The sequence below is a fragment of the Streptomyces sp. NPDC002580 genome (assembly GCF_042889485.1).
GTDB lineage: Bacteria > Actinomycetota > Actinomycetes > Streptomycetales > Streptomycetaceae > Streptomyces.
In genome coordinates, this window is sequence record NZ_JBIAQZ010000002.1 from 595,521 (window position 1) to 614,303 (window position 18,783).

At 72.2% G+C, this 18,783-nt stretch carries 15 protein-coding genes and 1 pseudogene; 9 read left to right on the forward strand and 7 right to left on the reverse strand.

Translation table 11 applies throughout. From position 1 onward, the window contains the following. Positions 1–643: 643 nt before the first annotated feature. Together ACFYW7_RS09060 and ACFYW7_RS09065 are read left to right on the forward strand one after the other, a co-directional pair. Positions 644–1,996, forward strand: coding sequence for an alpha/beta fold hydrolase (locus ACFYW7_RS09060; RefSeq protein WP_389499649.1), 1,353 nt, complete (start codon positions 644–646; stop codon positions 1,994–1,996). After that, positions 1,993–3,591 (forward strand): alpha/beta fold hydrolase, encoded by a 1,599-nt coding sequence (locus ACFYW7_RS09065; RefSeq protein WP_389499651.1) that lies wholly within the window; start codon positions 1,993–1,995, stop codon positions 3,589–3,591. Before ACFYW7_RS09060 ends, ACFYW7_RS09065 begins: the two co-directional genes overlap by 4 nt. A 159-nt stretch (positions 3,592–3,750) precedes the next feature. Here ACFYW7_RS09065 and ACFYW7_RS09070 read toward each other — a convergent pair whose 3' ends face one another. Both ACFYW7_RS09070 and ACFYW7_RS09075 read right to left on the reverse strand, forming a co-directional pair. Beyond that, a complete protein-coding gene (locus tag ACFYW7_RS09070; protein ID WP_389499653.1) occupies positions 3,751–4,647 on the reverse strand; it encodes an NAD-dependent protein deacetylase in 897 nt (298 codons plus the stop codon). Between the two features lie 270 nt (positions 4,648–4,917). Beyond that, a complete protein-coding gene (locus tag ACFYW7_RS09075; protein WP_389499655.1) occupies positions 4,918–5,337 on the reverse strand; it encodes an FKBP-type peptidyl-prolyl cis-trans isomerase in 420 nt (139 codons plus the stop codon). A gap of 430 nt (positions 5,338–5,767) precedes the next feature. Between ACFYW7_RS09075 and ACFYW7_RS09080 the strand changes: the two genes are divergently transcribed. Genes ACFYW7_RS09080 through ACFYW7_RS09090 form a run of 3 tightly spaced genes read left to right on the forward strand, consistent with a single transcriptional unit; the run spans position 5,768 to position 11,123 of the window. Next, positions 5,768–6,625, forward strand: coding sequence for a hypothetical protein (locus tag ACFYW7_RS09080; RefSeq protein WP_389499657.1), 858 nt, complete (start codon positions 5,768–5,770; stop codon positions 6,623–6,625). Then, entirely contained in the window at positions 6,625–8,865 is a 2,241-nt protein-coding gene (locus ACFYW7_RS09085; protein ID WP_389499661.1) for a bifunctional serine/threonine-protein kinase/ABC transporter substrate-binding protein, read from the forward strand. Before ACFYW7_RS09080 ends, ACFYW7_RS09085 begins: the two co-directional genes overlap by 1 nt. Continuing rightward, complete coding sequence (locus ACFYW7_RS09090; RefSeq protein ID WP_389499664.1) at positions 8,865–11,123, forward strand: bifunctional serine/threonine-protein kinase/ABC transporter substrate-binding protein; 2,259 nt, start codon at positions 8,865–8,867, stop codon at positions 11,121–11,123. Before ACFYW7_RS09085 ends, ACFYW7_RS09090 begins: the two co-directional genes overlap by 1 nt. A 280-nt stretch (positions 11,124–11,403) precedes the next feature. On the opposite strand, the gene ACFYW7_RS09095 is transcribed toward ACFYW7_RS09090, so the two are convergent. Continuing rightward, on the reverse strand, positions 11,404–12,543 hold the full coding sequence (locus ACFYW7_RS09095; RefSeq protein WP_389499666.1) for a PucR family transcriptional regulator: 1,140 nt from the start codon (positions 12,541–12,543) through the stop codon (positions 11,404–11,406). Between the two features lie 87 nt (positions 12,544–12,630). Between ACFYW7_RS09095 and ACFYW7_RS09100 the strand changes: the two genes are divergently transcribed. Together ACFYW7_RS09100 and ACFYW7_RS09105 are read left to right on the forward strand one after the other, a co-directional pair. Continuing rightward, complete coding sequence (locus tag ACFYW7_RS09100) at positions 12,631–13,686, forward strand: ferredoxin reductase (RefSeq protein ID WP_389499668.1); 1,056 nt, start codon at positions 12,631–12,633, stop codon at positions 13,684–13,686. Between the two features lie 7 nt (positions 13,687–13,693). Beyond that, positions 13,694–14,812, forward strand: a complete 1,119-nt coding sequence (locus ACFYW7_RS09105; RefSeq protein WP_389499670.1) for a fatty acid desaturase family protein — start codon at positions 13,694–13,696, stop codon at positions 14,810–14,812. Positions 14,813–14,900: 88 nt separating this feature from the next. On the opposite strand, the gene ACFYW7_RS09110 is transcribed toward ACFYW7_RS09105, so the two are convergent. Then, positions 14,901–15,233: a hypothetical protein gene (locus ACFYW7_RS09110; protein WP_389499672.1), complete on the reverse strand. Its 333-nt coding sequence runs from the start codon at positions 15,231–15,233 to the stop codon at positions 14,901–14,903. Between the two features lie 287 nt (positions 15,234–15,520). On the opposite strand from ACFYW7_RS09110, the gene ACFYW7_RS09115 reads away from it, so the two are divergent. Further along, positions 15,521–15,904 carry a hypothetical protein gene (locus ACFYW7_RS09115; protein WP_389499674.1) on the forward strand — a complete coding sequence of 128 codons (384 nt, stop codon included), beginning with the start codon at positions 15,521–15,523 and terminating at the stop codon, positions 15,902–15,904. A gap of 144 nt (positions 15,905–16,048) precedes the next feature. Here ACFYW7_RS09115 and ACFYW7_RS09120 read toward each other — a convergent pair whose 3' ends face one another. Then, positions 16,049–16,495, reverse strand: a complete 447-nt coding sequence (locus ACFYW7_RS09120; RefSeq protein ID WP_389499676.1) for an anthrone oxygenase family protein — start codon at positions 16,493–16,495, stop codon at positions 16,049–16,051. A gap of 91 nt (positions 16,496–16,586) precedes the next feature. Here ACFYW7_RS09120 and ACFYW7_RS09125 point away from each other — a divergent pair, with 91 nt between their 5' ends. After that, positions 16,587–17,165, forward strand: coding sequence for a TetR/AcrR family transcriptional regulator (locus ACFYW7_RS09125; RefSeq protein ID WP_389499679.1), 579 nt, complete (start codon positions 16,587–16,589; stop codon positions 17,163–17,165). A gap of 275 nt (positions 17,166–17,440) precedes the next feature. On the opposite strand, the pseudogene ACFYW7_RS09130 reads toward ACFYW7_RS09125, so the two are convergent. Both ACFYW7_RS09130 and ACFYW7_RS09135 read right to left on the reverse strand, forming a co-directional pair. Next, a pseudogene (locus ACFYW7_RS09130) lies at positions 17,441–17,577 on the reverse strand (ADP-ribosylation/crystallin J1); the annotation flags it as partial. A 239-nt stretch (positions 17,578–17,816) separates the two neighbouring features. After that, complete coding sequence (locus ACFYW7_RS09135) at positions 17,817–18,737, reverse strand: PIG-L deacetylase family protein (protein ID WP_389499682.1); 921 nt, start codon at positions 18,735–18,737, stop codon at positions 17,817–17,819. Between the last annotated feature and the right edge of the window lie 46 nt (positions 18,738–18,783).

An 18,783-nucleotide genomic window follows, 5' to 3' on the forward strand; every position in this document is an offset into this window, starting at 1 on the left:
CAACCGATGGCCGGCCGGCCACGGGCCCACCCGACCGCTTCGCGGTGGCCGGGGACGGCCGGAAAGGCATCCCCCGTACGTGGGTCCCGGATGCGCCCGGGCCTCGAAACCTCGCTCGCGCGCCCCGGCGTGACGGATCGTGACGGGCCCGGTGCCGGACGACCGCGCCGTACGGCGGGGAGAGCGGCGTCGGGGTGGCGCCGACACCCCAAGTGGAGCCCACCGGTGGTGGACGTCTCCTCGCCGACCCAGGCTGGCGTACGCAATGCCCGCCCGGCCGTGCGGCGGCGGGCGAAGTCACGCGGCGTCGTCCCGGTCCGAGCCACCGGGGACGACGGAGAGACGGGACCACATGACGGAAGAGGGCATCACCCCTGATTGCCTGCCGCCCGTGGACGGGAACGGCAGGACCGTAAGAAGAAGGACCCCGCACCGGTACGCGCGGCGGCGACCCCGGCGCGTACGCGCGTCGATGGCACTCGTGGCGGCCTCCCTGGCCCTTCTGGGGGCGGCCGGCACATCGCCGAGCAGCGCCGCCTCGCCGCCTGCCGGCGAGCCCCCGTCCGGACCCGCGAGCCGGTTCGTCCCCGGTCCCTGCCCTCGGACGTCAGAGCCGGTCCCCGGACGATGCGGGGTCCTGGAGGTGCCCGAGAACCGCGCCCACCGGGGCGGGCGGACCGTCCGGCTGACGGTCGCGACCATCCCGGCCGCGTCGACGCGGCCCGCGAGGGACCCGGTGGTGTTCATGACCGGTGGCCCGGGAGCCGACGCGATCGACGACATCCCGTTCCTGATCGACGCAGGCGTGAACCGGGATCGCGATCTCATCGTCATGGCGCAGCGCGGAACGCTCCATTCTCAGCCGAACCTGGCCTGTCCCGAGATCGACCGGTTCTACGCGGACGCCGTGGGGCTGCGCTACGACGCACCGTCGACCGGACGTCGCCTGGTGCGCGCGGCGAAGGAGTGCCGCACCCGTCTGACGGCCGACGGGGTCGAGCTGAGCGCCTACAACACCACCGAGAACGCGGCCGACTTCGCCGACCTGCGCAAGGCGCTGGGCCTCCGGCGCTGGAACGTCTACGGGTACTCGTACGGCACCGACCTGGCGCTCACCTTCCTGCGCCGGCACCCGCAGGGCGTCCGCTCGGTGGCCGTCGACTCCGTCGTGCCCCCGCAGATCGTGAGCCTGCCCTGGACCTGGGACAGCGCCAGGGAGGGGATCGGCGCCGTCTTCGCGGCGTGCGCGGCCCAGCCCCGCTGCCACAGCCGCTACCCGGACCTCCCGGGCACGCTGACCCGGCAGGTCGGGCGGCTGGAGGCACACCCCCTCACGGTCACCGCCCGGCCGCCCGGCGGTGGAGACCCGGTGAAGGTGGTCCTCGACGGAGGGTCGCTGGTGAACCTGCTGGTCGCCAACGCCGTCCCGGCCGTCGACGTCCCCGCGGCCCTCGACGAACTCGCCCACGGAAACCCCGAGCGCTTCGCCCGGGCCCGCGCCGCCGGCGCGCGTCCCGTCATCGGCGAGTTCGCCCACGGTCTGACCCAGTCGGTGGCCTGCGGCGAGTGGGTGCCGGGCCGTACAAAGTCCGACCTGCTCGACGCGGGGCGCAGGGCGTTCCCCGGGTGGCCGGACACGGTGCTGGCCCAGGCACCGCAGCTTCCCTTCGAACACGACGTCTGCCGTGTCTGGAACGTCCCCGACCGCACCGCCGTCCAGCGGATCGCGACCGTCAGCGAGGTGCCGACGCTCATCCTCTCCGGATCCTTCGACGCGAAGACCGGAGCGCGCTGGGGGCCGTACACGGGCCGGACGCTGTCGCGCTCGACCGCCGTGCGGATTCCCGGCATCGGCCACTGGGTGGTCCCCCAGTCGCCGTGCGCGGCGAGCGTCCTGACGTCCTTCCTCACCCGTCCGCTCTCGCCCGACACCGCGTGCGTGGCGGGACTCGCACCCAAACCGTTCACCATCACCCCCGCCCCGGAGAACTCATGATGTCCATCCGCCCGACGCACCACCGGCACACGCCGCGCCCCCCGCGCCGGCTCCCCGCCGCTCTGGCCGGAGCCACGGCCGGGATCCTCGTCGCCGGCCTCGCCGTGACGCCCGCCCGGGCCGAGGGCGGCACCCCGGCACCGCTCGGCACGGTCGCCCGGACGGCGGGCGACGCCCGTTTCGTTCCCGGTCCCTGTCCGAGGACGGCGGACCCGATCCCCGCTCTCGAGGGGGCCCGCTGCGGAACCCTCACCGTGCCCGAGAACCGTTCGCGCCACAAAGGACGGAAGATCACCCTCGGCGTCGCGATCGTGCCGGCGGCCACGAGGAGACCGGCACGCGACCCGATCGTGTGGTTCGCCGGCGGACCGGGCGACGACGCGGTCTCCGAGGCCCAGTTGGCGATCGACGGCGGCCTGAACCGCGACCGGGACGTCATCTTCATGTCGCAGCGTGGAACCTACTCCGCCGACCCGGCACTCACCTGTCCCGACGTCGACGAGTTCAACGCCCGCGCCGTGGGCCTCGTCTACGGTGCGCCGTCCACCGGGCGCGAACACGTCAGGGCGACACGGACCTGCCGCGAGCGGTCGGCGAGGCGCGGCGACCTGAGCGCCTACGACAGTACCGAGAGCGCCACCGACTACGCCGACCTGCGCGTAGCGCTCGGCATCAAGCAGTGGAACGTGTTCGGCATCTCGTACGGCACCGACCTGGCCCTCATCTATCTGCGCGACCACCCCAAGGGCATCCGGTCCGTCGGCATCGACGGCGTCCTGCCGCCGTCCCTGGCGGGTGGGGCCGTGACCTGGAGCGCGGCACGGCAGGGTTTCGACGGTCTGTTCAAGGCGTGCGCCGAGCAGGCCGCCTGCGACCGCCGCTATCCGAACCTGTCGGACACCTTCGAACGCCTGGTCCGCCGGCTCGAAGCCCGGCCGCTCACCACCCACGTCACCGTCCCGGGCCGAGCGACGCCGGTGAAGGTCGTCCTGGACGGTGGGGTCCTGGTGAACTGGCTGACCTCTGCCACCCACCTGGCGGCCGGCGTGCCCCGCTCCATCGACGAGCTGGCCCACGGCAACCCGCGGCGCATCGCCGAGCAGTGGGCGGGCGGCAAGACGAGCCCGCAGGCCATCGGGAGGGTCTCCCACGGGCTCGCGTACGGCGTCTTCTGCCGGGAGTGGACACCGTACGAGAGCGAGGCGGACGTGATCCGGGGAGGCCGGCGCGCGTTCCCGTCGTTCCCCCGCTCGGTGCTCGCCAACGCTCCTCAGCTCCCCTTCCTCCACGACGACTGCCGTGCCTGGGACGTCCCGGCGGCACCGCGCTCGGTCCGGGACGTGACGCGGAGCGACGTCCCGACCCTCGTCATGTCCGCCGGGTTCGACGCCCAGACCGGGGCGAGCAACGGCGCGTACGTGGCCCGTACGCTGAGCCGGTCCACGGTCGTCACGGTGCCGTACGTCGCCCACGTCGCGTTCGCCGAGTCGCCGTGCGCGCAGGCCATCACCGAATCCTTCTTCGACCGTCCGACGGCACCGGACACGGGCTGCCTCGCGGGCCTCAGGCCGCCCACGTTCGAGATCGCGCCGTAGGACTCGGGCCACCCGGAAGGGGCAGTCGGCACCCGCCGACGACGATCCGACCGTACGGGCCAGAGGTCCTGGCCCGTACGGTCGAGGCCGTCTCGGGGCCGTCTCGGGGCCGGCTCGGGGCCGGCTCGGGGCCGGCTCGGGGCCGGCTCGGGGCCGGCTTCAGGGCGCGGCTTCGTCGAGGGGGATGCCGAGGCGGTCGGCCACGGCGGTGAGGGCGGGGCCCAGGGGGAGCGCGACGCGTGTGAGGGCGTGCCGGTCGCCCCGGGTCGGGTCACGGTTGACGATCAGCACCGGCTGCCCCGCGTCGGCCGCCTGGCGGACGAAACGCAGCCCGGACATCACCGTGAGGGAGGAGCCCAGGACCAGCAGCGACGTCGCCTCCCGGACCAGCGCCCGGCACCGCTCGACCCGGGCCGGCGGAACGGACTCGCCGAAGAACACCACGTCCGGTTTGAGGACGCCGCCGCAGACACCGCAGTCGACCACGTGGAAGTCCCCGACCTGTTCGTCGGTGAGGTCGGCGTCACCGTCCGGATTGACCGCGGCGGCCACCGGCTCGAAGCCCGGGTTGGCCTCCTCCAGCCGGCCGGCGAGTTCGCGCCGCGGCAGGCAGGTGCCGCAGGAGAGACAGACGACCCGCGCCAGGCTCCCGTGCAGCTCCACGACACCGTCACTGCCGACGGCCTGGTGCAGACCGTCGACGTTCTGGGTGATCACCCCCGAGAGCAGGCCGTGCCGCCCGAACGCGGCCACGGCACGGTGCCCGTCATTGGGACGGGCGCGGCCGAAGGTCCGCCAGCCGAGATGACTGCGCGCCCAGTACCGCCGCCGGGCCTGAACGCTCGCGGTGAAGTCCTGGTACGTCATCGGGGTGTGCCGACGCAGACTGCCGCCCTCGCCCCGGTAGTCGGGGATCCCCGATTCCGTGGAGATGCCCGCCCCGCTGAGCACGAGGACGCCCCCGGTGCTCAGCGCGGAGAAGACCGGCTCCAGATCCGTGGTGCCCGGCGGCGCCTCCCCGGTGGGGATCCAGCTCAAAGTGGGGCGCATGCGCATGTGGCCAGGGTACGGACACGAGGCCCTGGCGCGCAGACCGGAACCGTCGCGTCCGCCCGCGCGATCACCCGGCGCTCCAGCACCGTCCCGGTCCGACCGGGGCTCGGCCGCACTCGGTTCCGCTTCCGCCTGCGGCCCGTCATCCAGGCCGGGCGTATGGGGCCCGAGCGACTCGGCCAGGCCGGCCGCAAGCCCGTCTTCCGGTCTCCGCCTCCGAGCGCCGGAATCCGGAGCCGGGCGCGCTCTCGACGGCTGTCAGGAGCGGAAGGTTCAGGCCGAACCGGCCGAGCCGGGGCGCGATCCGGCGGGTCCGCCCACGACCGTGAGCAGGTCCACGACGAAGATCAGTGTCGAGCCTGCCGGGATCAGCGCCGAGGGTGACTGCTTGCCGTAGCCGAGACGTGGGGGAACGATGATCTCCCGGCGGCCGCCGACTCTCATTCCCCTCACTCCCCGGTCCCAGCCCTTGATGGCTCTGCCGCCGCCCACGGCGAACTTGAACGGCCGGTTCTCTTCCCACGAGGAGTCGAACTCCTTGCCGGACGCGAACGTGACCCCTACGTAGTGGACCTGGACGACCCTGCCCGGCAGGGCCTCGGGTCCGTCCCCGACCACGAGGTCCCGGATCGTCAGCTCGGTGGGCGCATCACCCTGCGGGACCTCGATCTCGGGCTTCGTCGGTTCGCTCATCACGGTCCCATCGCTCGCCACCGGGAATCCCTCGCACGGGCCGACCGGACACATGGACCTTCCATGCGGCAGGCGATCACGCTATCGGCAACACCCCTGCTCCGAGGTGCGCCCGTACCGCGGAACACGGCTCGCGTCTCCACCGGAGGCGCCCACGCCTTGCCGGACTCCGGAGACGCGCGGCGCCCCGCCACCGGTCTCCACCGTGCCGACGGCCGTCACGGCACCTTCACCCAGGGCCAGGAAGCCCGGATCGGGCGACCGCGACCGTACGCCACCGAGGCGCGAAGTTCCGGAAGGGCCTCTCATCCGCACGACCGAAACACGCCTGCTCGACCGCCACTTGTTCATGTAACCGCCTGCCTACTCCCCGTATCCGCCGGTACGATCACGGCACGCGAGCGGGGGGCTCGTGAGCGAGGGGGCGGGGATGAACGGCGGCAACATCGTTGTGCGCAGGCGTACTTGGCCATGGCGGTCAGCCGCTTCGGTCGCCACGGCGGCTGTGGTGCTCATCAGCGGCTGCGGTTCCGGGGACGACGGAAAGGCGGCCGGGCCGAGCCCTTCGGCGCCTTCGGGATCCGCCGCCGGAGCCACGTCCGGCTCGCCCTCGGCTGCCGCGGCCTCCTCGGGGGCCGCGTCGTCGCTGACGCCGTTCCAGGCGGACCCCGCCAAGGTGCCCAGGACGAGGAGCCGGGCCGAGGCGCTGGCAGCGGCCGTCGCGCTGAAACCGCAGGCGTGGGGCGCCGATTTCCGGGAGCAGCGGCCGGCCGAGAGCACCCCGGGCACGGCCGCCGTGCTGGACGAGCGGTGCCGGTGGGTGCGGCGGGCGCTGCCCAAGGGCGTCCTGGCCTCCCTGTCCCGCTACAGCGGGATTCCCGCCGCCGACGGCAAGGGCGAGCTCAGGGTGAGCGCGGCGGTCACCGTGCACACCACCGTGCGCGAGGCCGACGAGCACCTGGCGACCACGCTGGAGGAGCCGTTGCGCTGCCGGCAGCAGCAGGTCCGTACCGACGAGCGGATCGCCGACCTCATCTCGACCGCCACTCCCTACGGCCAGGGCAGCAACACCTACTCCGACGACCAGGTCGTGGAGATGGGCAAGTACCTCACCGGAAGCGGCGCGCAGACCTACTACTGGTACGTCACCCGGCTGGGCACGGTGACCCTCGCGGTGTCGATGAAGGGCGCCAAGGGCTACTCGGACAACGAGTTGGGAACGTACGCGTCGCGCGCCAACGTCGCGATGCTCACCCGCGTGGAGTCCGAGCTCGGAGGAGACAGCTGATGGAGCCGCTGCGTTCGTCGGATCCCGCGCGTATCGCGGATCATCGCCTGCTCGGGCGGCTCGGCGCCGGAGGCATGGGCGTGGTCTACCTGGCGCGCACGCCGGGCGGCGCGCTGGTGGCGCTGAAGGTGCTGCTCGCCGAGTACGCCGAGGAACCGGGCTTCAAGGAGCGGTTCCGCCGCGAGGTCGAGGTGGCCCGGCGGGTCGACAGCCCCTGGGTGGTGCCGCTGGTGGACGCCGACCCGGACGCCGAGGCGGCGTGGCTGGCGACGGCGTTCGTGCCCGGCCCGTCGCTGGCCGAGGCCGTGTCCGCGTACGGGCCGCTGTCCGAGCGCGGTCTGCGGCTGCTCGGCGCCCGGCTGGCCGAGGCGCTGGGCGAGGTGCACCGGGCCGGGCTGGTCCACCGGGACCTGAAGCCGGGCAATGTGCTGACCGCCCATGACGGGCCCCGCCTCATCGACTTCGGCATCGCCCGCGCGCCGGAGGACCGGACGCTCACGACGACCGGGATGGTGGTCGGCACACCCGGTTTCCTGTCTCCCGAGCAGGCCGAGGGCAGGGGCGGGGAGGGCATCGGCCCGGCGAGCGACGTGTTCTCCCTCGGCTGTGTCCTGGCCTTCGCGGCGACCGGCCGGGCGCCGTTCGGCGGCGGAGCGGTCGACGCCCTGCTGTTCCGGGCCGTCCACGACCCGGCGGACCTCGACGGGGTGCCGGCGTGGCTGCTCCCGGTGCTGGACCGCTGTCTGGAGAAGGATCCTGCCCGACGGCCGGACGCCGGTGAGCTGGTGCGGGAGCTGGCGGCCGACGGTGCCGCCCAGGACGAAGGGAGCTCCGGGGCCGCACCACGGGACCGAGAGGCGTCCGGGTGGCTGCCCGAGCCGGTCGCCCGGCTGATCGCCGAGCGCTCGGCCGCCGCGCTCGCGCTGCCGGACATCGAGCACACCCTGGCACCGTCCGACAGACCGGCCGCCGCCGACCCGGCGGAGCCCGACACGCGTGACATGTCCGAGCCGGCGGAGCCGCGGGACTCACTCCCGGGCGGCCGGCGTCGTTTCCTGCTGCTCGCCGGCGGAGCCGTGGCGCTGGCGGCCGGCGGGGCCTGGTGGGCGGTCGCCCACGACCGCGGCCCGGGGGACGAGAGCCCGGCCGCCGCGTCCTCGCGCCGGCGGGTGCACACCCTCGCGCTGCACGGTGACCTCAGCGGACCGCAGCGGGAGACGGGCCGGGCCCAGGAGCGCGGACTGCGGCTCGCGGTCGCGGAGTTCAACGCGCGCGCCGACGCCCCGTTCACCGTGAAGGTCAGAGCCGTCGACGACGGGGGTGATCCGGTGGCCTCGGCCCGGCTCGCCGCGGAGCTCACCGACGATCCGGCCGTCCTCGCCGTGGTCGGCCCGACCACCGACGACACCGGGCAGGCCGCCCTCGCGAAGTACGACGCCGGACTGCTGCCGGTCGTCGCCGTGTCCCCCGGCGCGACCTCCCTGTCCATCCAGGGGTTCCGCTCGTTCCTGCACGCACGGTTGCCCGACGCGGTGCTGCCCATCTACGTGAGCAACTACCTGCGCGGCGCGGGGCGATCGCGCAAGGTCGGCATCGTCATCGACCGCCCGGCCGGCAACTACGGGACGAACCTGGGCAGTTCCCTCAGCAACGCGCTCGGCAGCATTCCGTACCCGTCCGTGCCGGAAGTGGTCAGCGCGATGCGCCGCGACTTCGGCAGCGCGGTGGACGCGGTGCTCTCCGCCGGGGCCGACTCCGTGTTCTTCGCCGGTCTGCCCGACCGGGGAGCCCTGATCGCCGCGACGCTGCGGGAGCGCTCCTTCCGGGGTGCGCGGGTGTCCGGCCCGGCGCTGCTGGACGAACAATTCCTGACGCGGGCTCAGGAAGGCGCCGACGGCTGGGTGATGGTCGCTCCGGTCATCGACGCGACCCGCAAACCCGAGGCGCGCGAGTTCGCCGCCGCCTACCGCGAGCGCTTCGAGGAGGCGCCGCCCCGGTACGCGGCGGAGGCCTACGACGTGACCGGGATGCTGCTCAAGGCCCTGGCCGGGCTGCCGTCGAAGGGCCGCACCCGGCAGAACCTGCTCACGGCCGTACGGAACGGGAAGTACAAGGGCATCACCAAGACGTTCGCCTTCGAGAAGAACGGCATGATGGTCATCGACGGCACCGGCGGCTTCCTCTGGCGGGTGGACCGCGGTGCCTTCGTGTACGACGGCCCCGCGCCGCTGACCGTCTGATGGAACCCCTGCGGGCCGCCGACCCGTCCCGGATCGGCCGCTATCGTCCGCTGCGCCGGCTGGGCGCCGGCGGCATGGGCGTGGTCTTCCTGGCCCGTGCGCCGGGCGGGGCGATCGCCGCGGTGAAGACGGTCCGGTCCTCGTACGCCGACGAGAGCGGGTTCCGGTCCCGTTTCCGCCGTGAGGTCGAGGCCGCCCGGCGGGTCAGCAGCCCCTGGGTGGTCCCGCTGCTGGACGCGGACGCCGACGCGGAGACACCGTGGCTGGCGACCTCCTACGTGCCGGGGCCCTCGCTCGCCGAGGCGGTGCACGCGTTCGGGCCGTTGTCACCCGCTTCCGTGCGGGTGCTGGGCGCGCGGCTCGCCGAAGCGCTCGAGGCGGTGCACGGGGCCGGTCTCGTGCACCGCGACGTGAAGCCGGGGAACGTCCTGCTGGCCCCGGACGGGCCACGGCTCATCGACTTCGGCATCGCCCGGGCGCCGGAGGCCACCGCGCTCACTTCCAGCGGCGTGATCGTCGGCTCGCCCGGCTTCCTGTCACCCGAGCAGGCGCGGGCGCGGGGCGGCGAGATCGGGCCGCCCAGCGACGTGTTCTCGCTGGGGTGCGTGCTGGCGTTCGCCGCGACCGGGGTGCGGCCGTTCGGCGGCGGCGCGGCGGCGGGGGTGCTGCTGCGCACGATCTACGAGGAGCCCGACCCGGCGGCGCTCCCGGACGGTCTGACACCCCTGCTGAGTGCCTGCCTGCACAAGGATCCGGCCGAGCGCCCGAGCCTCGCGCGACTCCGTGCGTCGCTCGGGGAGGAGACGCCCGCCGACTCCGTCGAACCGTCCGACTGGCTGCCCGCGCCGGTCACCCGGCTGATCAACGACAGGTCCGCCGCCGTGCTCACCATCGGCACGATCGAGTCGACCCAGGTGTCCGCGTCCACACCGGCGAACACGGCGAACACGGCGAGTACGGCGAGTACGGCGAGTACGGCGTCACCGGAGGCCGCGACGCTGACGTCCGTCTCCGCCACCCGCCCCGCCCCGCGCGCGGTCGGCCGCCGCGGCTTCCTGCGCCTCGGCTCGACGGCGGGACTCCTCGCGGCGGGCGGTGGCGGGGCCGCCTGGTGGTGGAGCACCCGGCCGAAGCCCGGAACGTCCACGCCCTCCGGGACCGGACCTCCGCGCAGGGAACTGGTCGTGGCGTTCCACGGCGATCTGACCGGCGCCCACAAGGAACTCGGAAACGCCCAGCTGGGCGGCGCCCGGCTGGCCGTCGAACAGCTCAACGCGCGGAGCGGCCGCCCTTTCCGGCTGAAGCTGCGCACGTACGACGACGGTGGCGACCCGGGACGGGCCGAGGAACTGGCCGCCCGGCTGGCGAAGGACACCGACGTGCTGGCCGTACTGGGCCCCACCACCGACGCCTGCTTCCGCACCACCGAGCGGACGTACACCGAGGCGGTGATGCCCGTCGTGTCCGTCTCGGTGGGCGTCGGCACACAGAGTTCGACGTTCGGCACCAACGTGTTCCACTGCCATGCGGCGCTGCGCGTCACGTACGGGCTCCTCGCCTCCCCCTGCGTCCGCTACCTCAGCAACCACGTCGGCTCCCGTCGCGTGCTCCTCGTGGACGACCGGGCGCAGGACGACTTCGCCTGGACCGTCTGCGACCAGACCGAACAGTCGCTGCGGCGCAACGGCCGGGCCGTCACCGTGACCCACGTGGCCGCCGGGAAGATCGACTACGCGTCGCTCGCCGCCGAGGTGAAGTCCGCCCGCGCCGACGCCGTCGTCTTCACCGGCGGCCCGACCCGGGCCGCCGGATTCGCGTCGGCGCTGGCCGCGGCCCGGTTCACCGGCGCCCGGATGGCGACGGAACGCGCCTTCGACCCACGGTTCCTCGCGTCGGCCGGCGCCGCCGCGACGGACTGGGTGTTCGTCACCCCGTTCACCGACCCGACGGCCCGCGCCTCCGCCCGCGCGTTCACGACGGCCTACCGCGCCCGTTTCGGCGCCGATCCCGGCTGGTACGCGGCGGAGGCCCACGACGCCGTGATGTTCCTGGCCCGGGCCTGCGACAAGGACGGCACGACGCTGAGGGAACGGGGCGCGATCGCCCGCCGGATGCCGGAGATCACGTATGCGGGCATCACCCGCACGGTCAAGTACGAGTCGGGCTACGGCTACAACCACGACGCGATGTTCGAGTTCCAGGCCGTCGACGGCGCCTTCCGGTACCTGGGGCACTTCCGGGACGCCGCGGTGTCGTGAAGGGCACGGGCAAGAGGAGCTGCTCGATGAGCGCGTCGACGAGCGGGCCGGCGCGCATCGCCCATCGGATCCGGTCGAGCCGTATCCGCCACCGCGCTTCTCCGGGACAGCGCCCCCGACGGGCTTCCCGAGGCCTTGCCCGGCCGGCACGTCGGCCCCTGGTCCCAACCGGCTCATACGGCTCCTCCCCGCAGGCCGCATGAGCCGGTTGACGGCACCGAGAAGGAGGCACGATCCCTGGGCGGCTCGCGGACGCGGTCGTGGAGGGTCGACGTGCGCGTCAGTCGGCCCGAAGACCGACCGCCAGCGTCAGTTCGAGGACCCGGTGTGGCGATCCGAGATCCGGGAACAGCTCCCGCAGCTGCGACATCCGGTACCGGACCGTCTGGGGATGGACGAACAACGCCGCCGCCACCTCGTCCCGCCTGCCCTGGTGCAGCAGCCACGCCCGCAACGTCTCCTCCAGCCGCCGTGCGGTCGTGACGGGCAAGGTCCGCAACGGTGCGAGGGCCCGGGCACGCAGGTCCGCGAACGCGTCCGCGTCGGCGCTCAGCACCAGCTCGGGCAGGTGGTCCTCGGTGTCGCGGATATCGGAGGAGAGGGAGCGCGCGCGTACGGCTCGTGCGTACGAGGCGAAAGCACGGGTCCACGGCCGGGCCGGGCCGACCACGGCGGTGCGGTCGGTCAGCTGTCGCAAGAGATGTGCCCGGTCGGCATCGGGGACGAGCAGCACACCGGTGGCGTCCGGCAGATCGTCGAGGATCAGGGTGCTCGGGTCGAGCGTGCGGTAGGCGGGCCGGGCCTGGGCGGCGGGCAGCAGGACCGCGGTCAGGGAAACCGGCGGCTGCCACCCGGCCCGTTGAACGGAGGCCAGCAGCACGTCCGGGCTCGCGCCGGCGAGGAGGTCGCGGGCCAGGTGTTCCAGGTGGCGCTCGTGGGCCCTGCCCCGGGCGGCCAGTTCGTCGGCGTGGCCCGCGGCGCTCGCGGCGGAGAGCTCGTCGATGTAGGCGAAGGTCAGCTCGGCGAACTTGGCGACCTCGGCGGCGGGCAGACCCGCGGGTACGGCACCCGCCGCCAGGCATCGCCAGGCCACGCGGGCGCCGACGCGGTAGGCGCTGAGCAGGGCGTCCATCGAACGGCCGTCGCGCACCTCGCCGCGGCCCAGCTCGTAGGCCGCGTCACCGCCGTCACCGCCTGTGGCGTTCCCGCTCGCGAGGTCCAGGTAGTGTCCCAGGGCGGTGCGGACGGCTCGGCGGATGGTGCCGCCCATGCTGCCCGAAAGGGCGTTGGCGTAGGAAGGGACCTCGTCGATGATCGCCCGGACGACCTCGTCGGCGGTGGTCTTCAGCACGGCCCGGAGTGCGGTGGCCGTCGTCTCGTCCAGGGCCAGTTCGCTGGCCCTCCGGATTGCGTGGTTCACGTTTTTGTTCCCTGCGAACAATTCAGCCGACCAGATTCACGTCCTACGGTCAGGACTTTACGCCTTGAAGCGCAGCAAGCTGGAGTCATGACGAGCACAGCCCTCCGCAGCAGGGCGTGGAAAATGCTGGAGATGGTCACGACGCCGCTGCTGCCGTCGGACTACCTCGACCTGGTCAGCCCGCTGCGCGCCGGCGCTGACCTGCGTGGGCGCATCGAGGCCGTGCACCCCGAGACGGGTGACGCCGCGACCGTCGTGATCAGGCCGGGACGGGGCTGGCGCGGCCATACGGCCGGTCAGTACGTACGGATCGGGGTCGACGTCGACGGGGTGCGCCTGTGGCGTGCCTACTCCCTCACCTCGCCGACAAGCCGCAAGGACGGCCGCGTCACGATCACCGTGAAGGCGATCCCGGACGGCAAGGTCAGCAACCACCTGGTCCGCAGGGCGAGACCGGGCACGCTGATCCAGCTCGACCAGGCGACCGGTGACTTCGTGCTGCCGCCGGCCAAGCCCGCCAAGGTGCTCTACCTGACGGCCGGCAGCGGCATCACGCCCGTGATGGGCATGCTGCGCGACACCGAGCTCGACGACGTCGTCATGGTCCACTGCGCGCCACAGCCGCAAGACGTGATCTTCCGCAGCGAACTGCACGGCCTGGTCGCGGACAAGAAGCTGCGGCTCACCGAGGTGCACACCGACACGGACGGCATGCTCGACATCGCCCGTCTCGACGAACTCGTGCCCGACTGGGCCGAGCGCGAGACCTGGGCCTGCGGGCCCGCGGGCCTGCTCGACGCCGCCGAAGAGCACTGGAGCGAGCACGGCGTACAGGAGCGCCTGCACACCGAACGCTTCCGCGCCGGCATCGTCGTCACCGGCGACGGCGGCGAGGTCACGTTCAGCACCACCGGCAGGACCGTCGAAGCGGACGGCGCCACGCCGCTGCTGGACATCGGCGAGGAGGCCGGCGTGCTCATGCCCTCCGGGTGCCGCATGGGCATCTGCTTCGGCTGCGTCACGCCGCTCAAGTCGGGCGCCGTCCGCGACCTGCGCACCGGCGAGATCACCGAGGCCGAGCCGGGCGTCCTCATCCAGACCTGCGTGTCCGCCGCGGCGGGCCCCTGCGACATCGAACGGTAGGAGCACCTTGACCGCCATCGACCCCACCGCCCACCTGACCGCGGAGCAGATCGAGGAGCTCGGCCGCGAGCTGGACGCGATCCGCGACGAGGTGATCGCCGGCCGTGGTGAGAAAGACGCCGCCTACATCCGCAAGGTCATCTCGGCGCAGCGCAAGCTCGAGCTGGCCAGCAGGGGCGTGCTGCTGTTCTCGTTCTTCCCGCCCGCGTGGCTGATCGGCACCGCAGGCCTGTCCGTGGCGAAGATCATGGACAACATGGAGATCGGCCACAACATCCTGCACGGCCAGTGGGACTGGATGCGGGACCCGAAGATCCACTCCACCACCTGGGACTGGGATCACGTCTCGCCGGCCGACCAGTGGAAGCACTCGCACAACGAGCTGCACCACACGTACACCAACGTGATCGGCAAGGACAACGACCTCGGCTACGGCATCATGCGCGTCGACGAGGACCAGAGGTGGCACCCGTTCCACCTCGGCCAGCCGCTGTGGAACTTCATCAACGCCTGTTTCTTCGAGTACGGCATCGCGGCGTACGACCTGGAGCTCGGCAAGAACCTCGGCAAGCGCCGCCGCAAGAACCCGGAGTTCCGCGCGCGGGCCAGGGCCGTGGGCCGCAAGATCCGCAAGCAGGTGCTCAAGGACTACGTGATCCACCCGCTGCTGTCGGGCCCGTCGTTCCTCACCACGCTCGCCGCCACGTTCACCGCGAACCTGGTCCGCAACGTCTGGACCCACTCGGTGATCATGTGCGGGCACTTCCCCGAGGGCGTGCAGGTCTTCGAGCGCCGGTCGATCAGGGGCGAGACGCGCGGCCAGTGGTACCTGCGCCAGATGATGGGGTCGGCGAACATCAGCGGCAGCAGGGCCATGCACTTCATGACCGGCAACCTGTCGCACCAGATCGAGCACCACCTGTTCCCGGACCTGCCGAGCAACCGGTACGCCGAGGTCGCGGTGAAGGTGCGCGCGCTGTTCGAGAAGTACGAGCTGGAGTACGTCACCGGGCCGCTGCCCAAGCAGGTGTTCTCGGCGTGGCACAAGGTCTTCCGGCTCTCACTGCCGAACAAGAAGCCCAAGGTCAGGACGCCGGACCGCGAGCAGGAGCTCGTCGCGGCCTGATTCCCGGTACTGGGGCCGATCTCTCGGCCGTACCGGCAGCACCGCCGGGTTCGGTGAGATCCGTTGCGGACGGTGCACGACCGTGACATCAGACCGTACGCCACTGGATCCGGGGCAGCCCGGTGTCCGGGCCGCGCTGCATGGAGGCGCGCCAGGAGCTCAGCACACAGCCCCTGCGGCTGTCCGGCACGGGCGCCACCGACCGACCGTATCGGTGGCGCCCGGCAGCGCTCGAGTCAGCGTTCGCCGCCCAGCGGCTGTCCGCGCCGTGGATGTTGTTCCCGTCGACCGCCGCTCCGTACACCGTGCGCGAGCGGCCGACCTGGGCGTCGGCCGGGACGGAGGGCATGCTCTTCAAGCGGCTGGACAGCGTGCACGCGCCGTCGGGACGGGCGCGCTTGTCCCGACTGGTGTCCGCCACGCACGCCGAGGCGGCCGATGGCCACGTGTCGTGGCCGATCCTGTACGACTACGCGGAGCAGGACCTGGTGATTCTCCTGGGACCGGCCGCTGAGCCGGTCCCAGCCTTGACTGCTGGATGCCCCGATGCCGGTGAGCAGTCGCAGGCCCGGTTGACGGGTTCAGAGAACGAAGCGGCGCAACTGGCAGTCGATCGGCGCCCTGTTCGCGCGGATGATCATCGCGAGCGCCTTGCACGCGGTTCGGCAGATCTCTCATGGCGGTCCGGGATCGTCCGACACCCCCGGTGTGCTGGGTCTTCCGTTGGGCGTGGCCGGGCTCGCGGCCGCATCGGCGGCGCTGCGCAAGCCGGTGGAGGGCAACGACTCTGAACTCGCCCGCGTCCGGTCCACGACCCTGGCCAGGCGGGTCGAGGCCGGGGAGAGCGCTGTAGGACGGCAGCCGCTGGGCGCCGACATCCGACGCGTCGACCTCACCTACGCCCCGCACCCGGCCGTGCTCCGGCCAGCGGTGGCCCTGCCGGCAGGACGTCTGCAGGCCGCCGCTACGGGCTCGGCGGGTGTGCCCGACATCGTCACCTGCCACCGCGCCACCCGTCCTTTACGGCTGGTCGTCACGGGTGTGCCGGGGCCGGCAAGACCGTGCTGGCCCTGGAACTCCTCCCGGCCCTGATCGAGGGGCGCGCCGAGAACGATCCGGAGACCGGCGTCGGAGAGCGGTGTGGCCGCCGGCTTCGCCCAGGGTGTCTGTCTGGAGCGGTGGCCACCGGGCGGCGACCGCGCGGTGGTGTTACCGGTGCGGTCTTCGCCTGCGGGTTCAGGCGAGGGCGGCGGCCAGCAGGGTGAAGGCTGCGATGATGACGGCGACGCGGACGTAGTGGTAGCGGTCCCAACGGCTCAGCTGCTGCTTCCAGTCGGCGGGCCGGTTGTCGGGGGTCCAGGTCTTGTTCCGGTTGTTGATCGGGACGAGCAGCAGGATCGACATGACCACGCTGACGATCAGCAGGCCGGCGGCGGTGACGACGAGTCCGGCGCCGCGGTGGTGCCATCCGGCGACAGCCCAGATCGCGCTGAGGACGAGCGAGCCCATGTACCAGAACGGCATCAGGGCGCCGAGCATTCGGCCGCCGTGGGCGTGACCGAGCTGGCGGCTGTCCTCGGGGAGCGCGTTCAGGATCCGGCTCATGATGAAGGCGACGGAGAACTCCACCCCCACCATCACGCCGACGATCACCGTGGTGAAGACCTCGAGTGCGTTGAGCATGACGACCCCTCCTGAAATCTAGCGTTGCTAGCCGATGAGGCAACGCTAGTACTACTGACGCTCGATTGTCTAGCACTGCTAGGATCGATGTATGTCGGTACAAGAACGCAAGCAGCGCGAACGGGCGGAGCGCGAGCGCCTCATCGTGGCGACGGCCCGCGAACTCGCCGAGCAGCAGGGCTGGGACGCGGTCACCACCCGCCGGCTCGCCGAGCGCATCGAGTACAGCCAGCCCGTCCTCTACAGCCACTTCCGCGGCAAGCGCGAGATCATCGGCGCGGTCGCCCTTCAGGGCGCCACCGAGATGGCCGCGGCGGTACGGGCCGCGACCTCCGCCGAGGACGACCCGCGCGGCAGGGTCACCGCCCTGGCCCGCGTCTACCTCGACTTCGCCGCACGCAACCCGGCAGTCTACGACGCCTTGTTCCAACTCGACGGCGGTCTGGCGTACGCGCAGGAGGACACCCCCGAGCCGCTGAAGGACGCCTTCGCCGCCCTACTCGAGTGCCTCGCCGACATGGCGGGGGACGGCGTCCATCCGGGGCTGTTCACCGAGGTGTTCTGGGCGTCCCTGCACGGGCTCGCCACCCTGACCCGGGCGGGACGGCTGCTGCCCGAGGACGCCGAGCAGAGGGTGGAGTTGTTGGTGGACCGGCTCGCCATGATCTGACGAACCGTCCGGACGGGCGGGCGGAACGGCGCTTTACTGGCCCCCTTCGCCATGTACGCGCCTCTCGCACGCTCGGACTACTACAGGGCTCCCGTCCCACACTGCGGCCGTCAGTCGGCACCGGACCTTCCCGCCATCCGAGCTGGATGCCCGGAGCAGAGCGGAGCCGCAGATGGTTCCCACGTTCACCACATAACCGATTGGCCAGTCAGGCGTCCGGCCATACCCCGGCAGCATCTCCGTACCTACGCCGCAGACATTCGGCGCGGCCTCCTGAGGACCGGGTAGAAGATCGGCTGCTCGGACAGCCGGGGCGGCCGGGCGCGCCAGTTCAACTCCCTTACCAGCTGCAGCTCTTGGGGCCCGCGGGGCGCCACAGGGTCGTCGTCGCCTGCCGGCCGGTCGTCCGCATCGCTCTCTTCGGACGTGGGCCGCCACCGGTACGGCGGGTCGGGAGACCGGACGCCACCGGCACGCAAAGGCGGCGGCCACGCTGTTTCCGCACCCTGCCCGGAGTCGCGAACCGACGTCACCTGCGCCCGCCGACCTGACGATCGGCGGGCCGCGTCTGAACCGTTCCTCGCTTCGGCGCTGTGTTCGCCAGGCTCCGCTGCGCCCCCGCGTGCTACCCGCGAACGGTGGGGCGGAGACTCAGTGCCCGCGGCCAGCACGGTAGTTGGACGGCAGAACGAACACGAACTCCCTGGGGTCGCTGTACGCCTCCTCCAGCATCCTGGGCACGCTGTGGTACCCGGTGGTGTAGAGATTCCGGCTCGGGTCCCAGGTGTTGTACGCGAGGATCGCAGCCCGCTTCTTCGCCATGTGCGAGGAGGGGATGTTGAGCACGTGGTCCGCGCCGCGGTTGCGCTGGTCGCGGCTGAACGCCTCATACGTGTAGATGTGGTTGAAGCGGACGTCCGTCAACTCACCGTTCTTCACCAGCCAGTACGCGGCATCGCTGCATGCCTTGTGCGTGGCGTTCACGGGCTGGGTCGGGTCGGTCGTGTCGAGCCATCCCGCGGTGAACTTGTGGGAAGCGCCGGGGTACTGCTGGGCGAGCGTACGGACTTTGCCCATGATCTGCTTGACGAAAGTGTCGTACTCGCTGTCGGTGCCGTAAGCGTTGTCGGAGAGCTTGAAGTTGATGACCTTGTCGACGCCGATGGCCTTGGCCGACTGGGTGAACTCGGATGTGCGGGCCGAGACCACCTCCGGCGTCGGCCATGTCTCCTGCCATCCCAACTGGTGGTGACCGGGGGCCGAGCACTTGTCGCCCAGGAAGCACGGATTCTCGTTGAGGTGCTGCGCGATGCCGCCGTTCTCACCCTTGGACACGAGAACCAGGTACACGGGTCGCCCCGCGGCCTTGTGCTCCAGGATGGAGCCGGCCATCCCGATCGCCTCGTCGTCCTGGTGCGGCGAGTAGAAGATCGCGGGCGCTGCCGCCGCGGCGGCGCTCGAAGCGCCGAGGGACCCTTGAAACGCGACGCCCGCGGCCGTCAGTCCGGCCGCGGCCAGCACGGACCTACGGGAGAGACCGGTGGGGACGGCGTCATGATGGGGGGTGGTCATGTGGTGACTCCTCAAATCGGCGTACGGAGCACCCGTTCCGGTCACT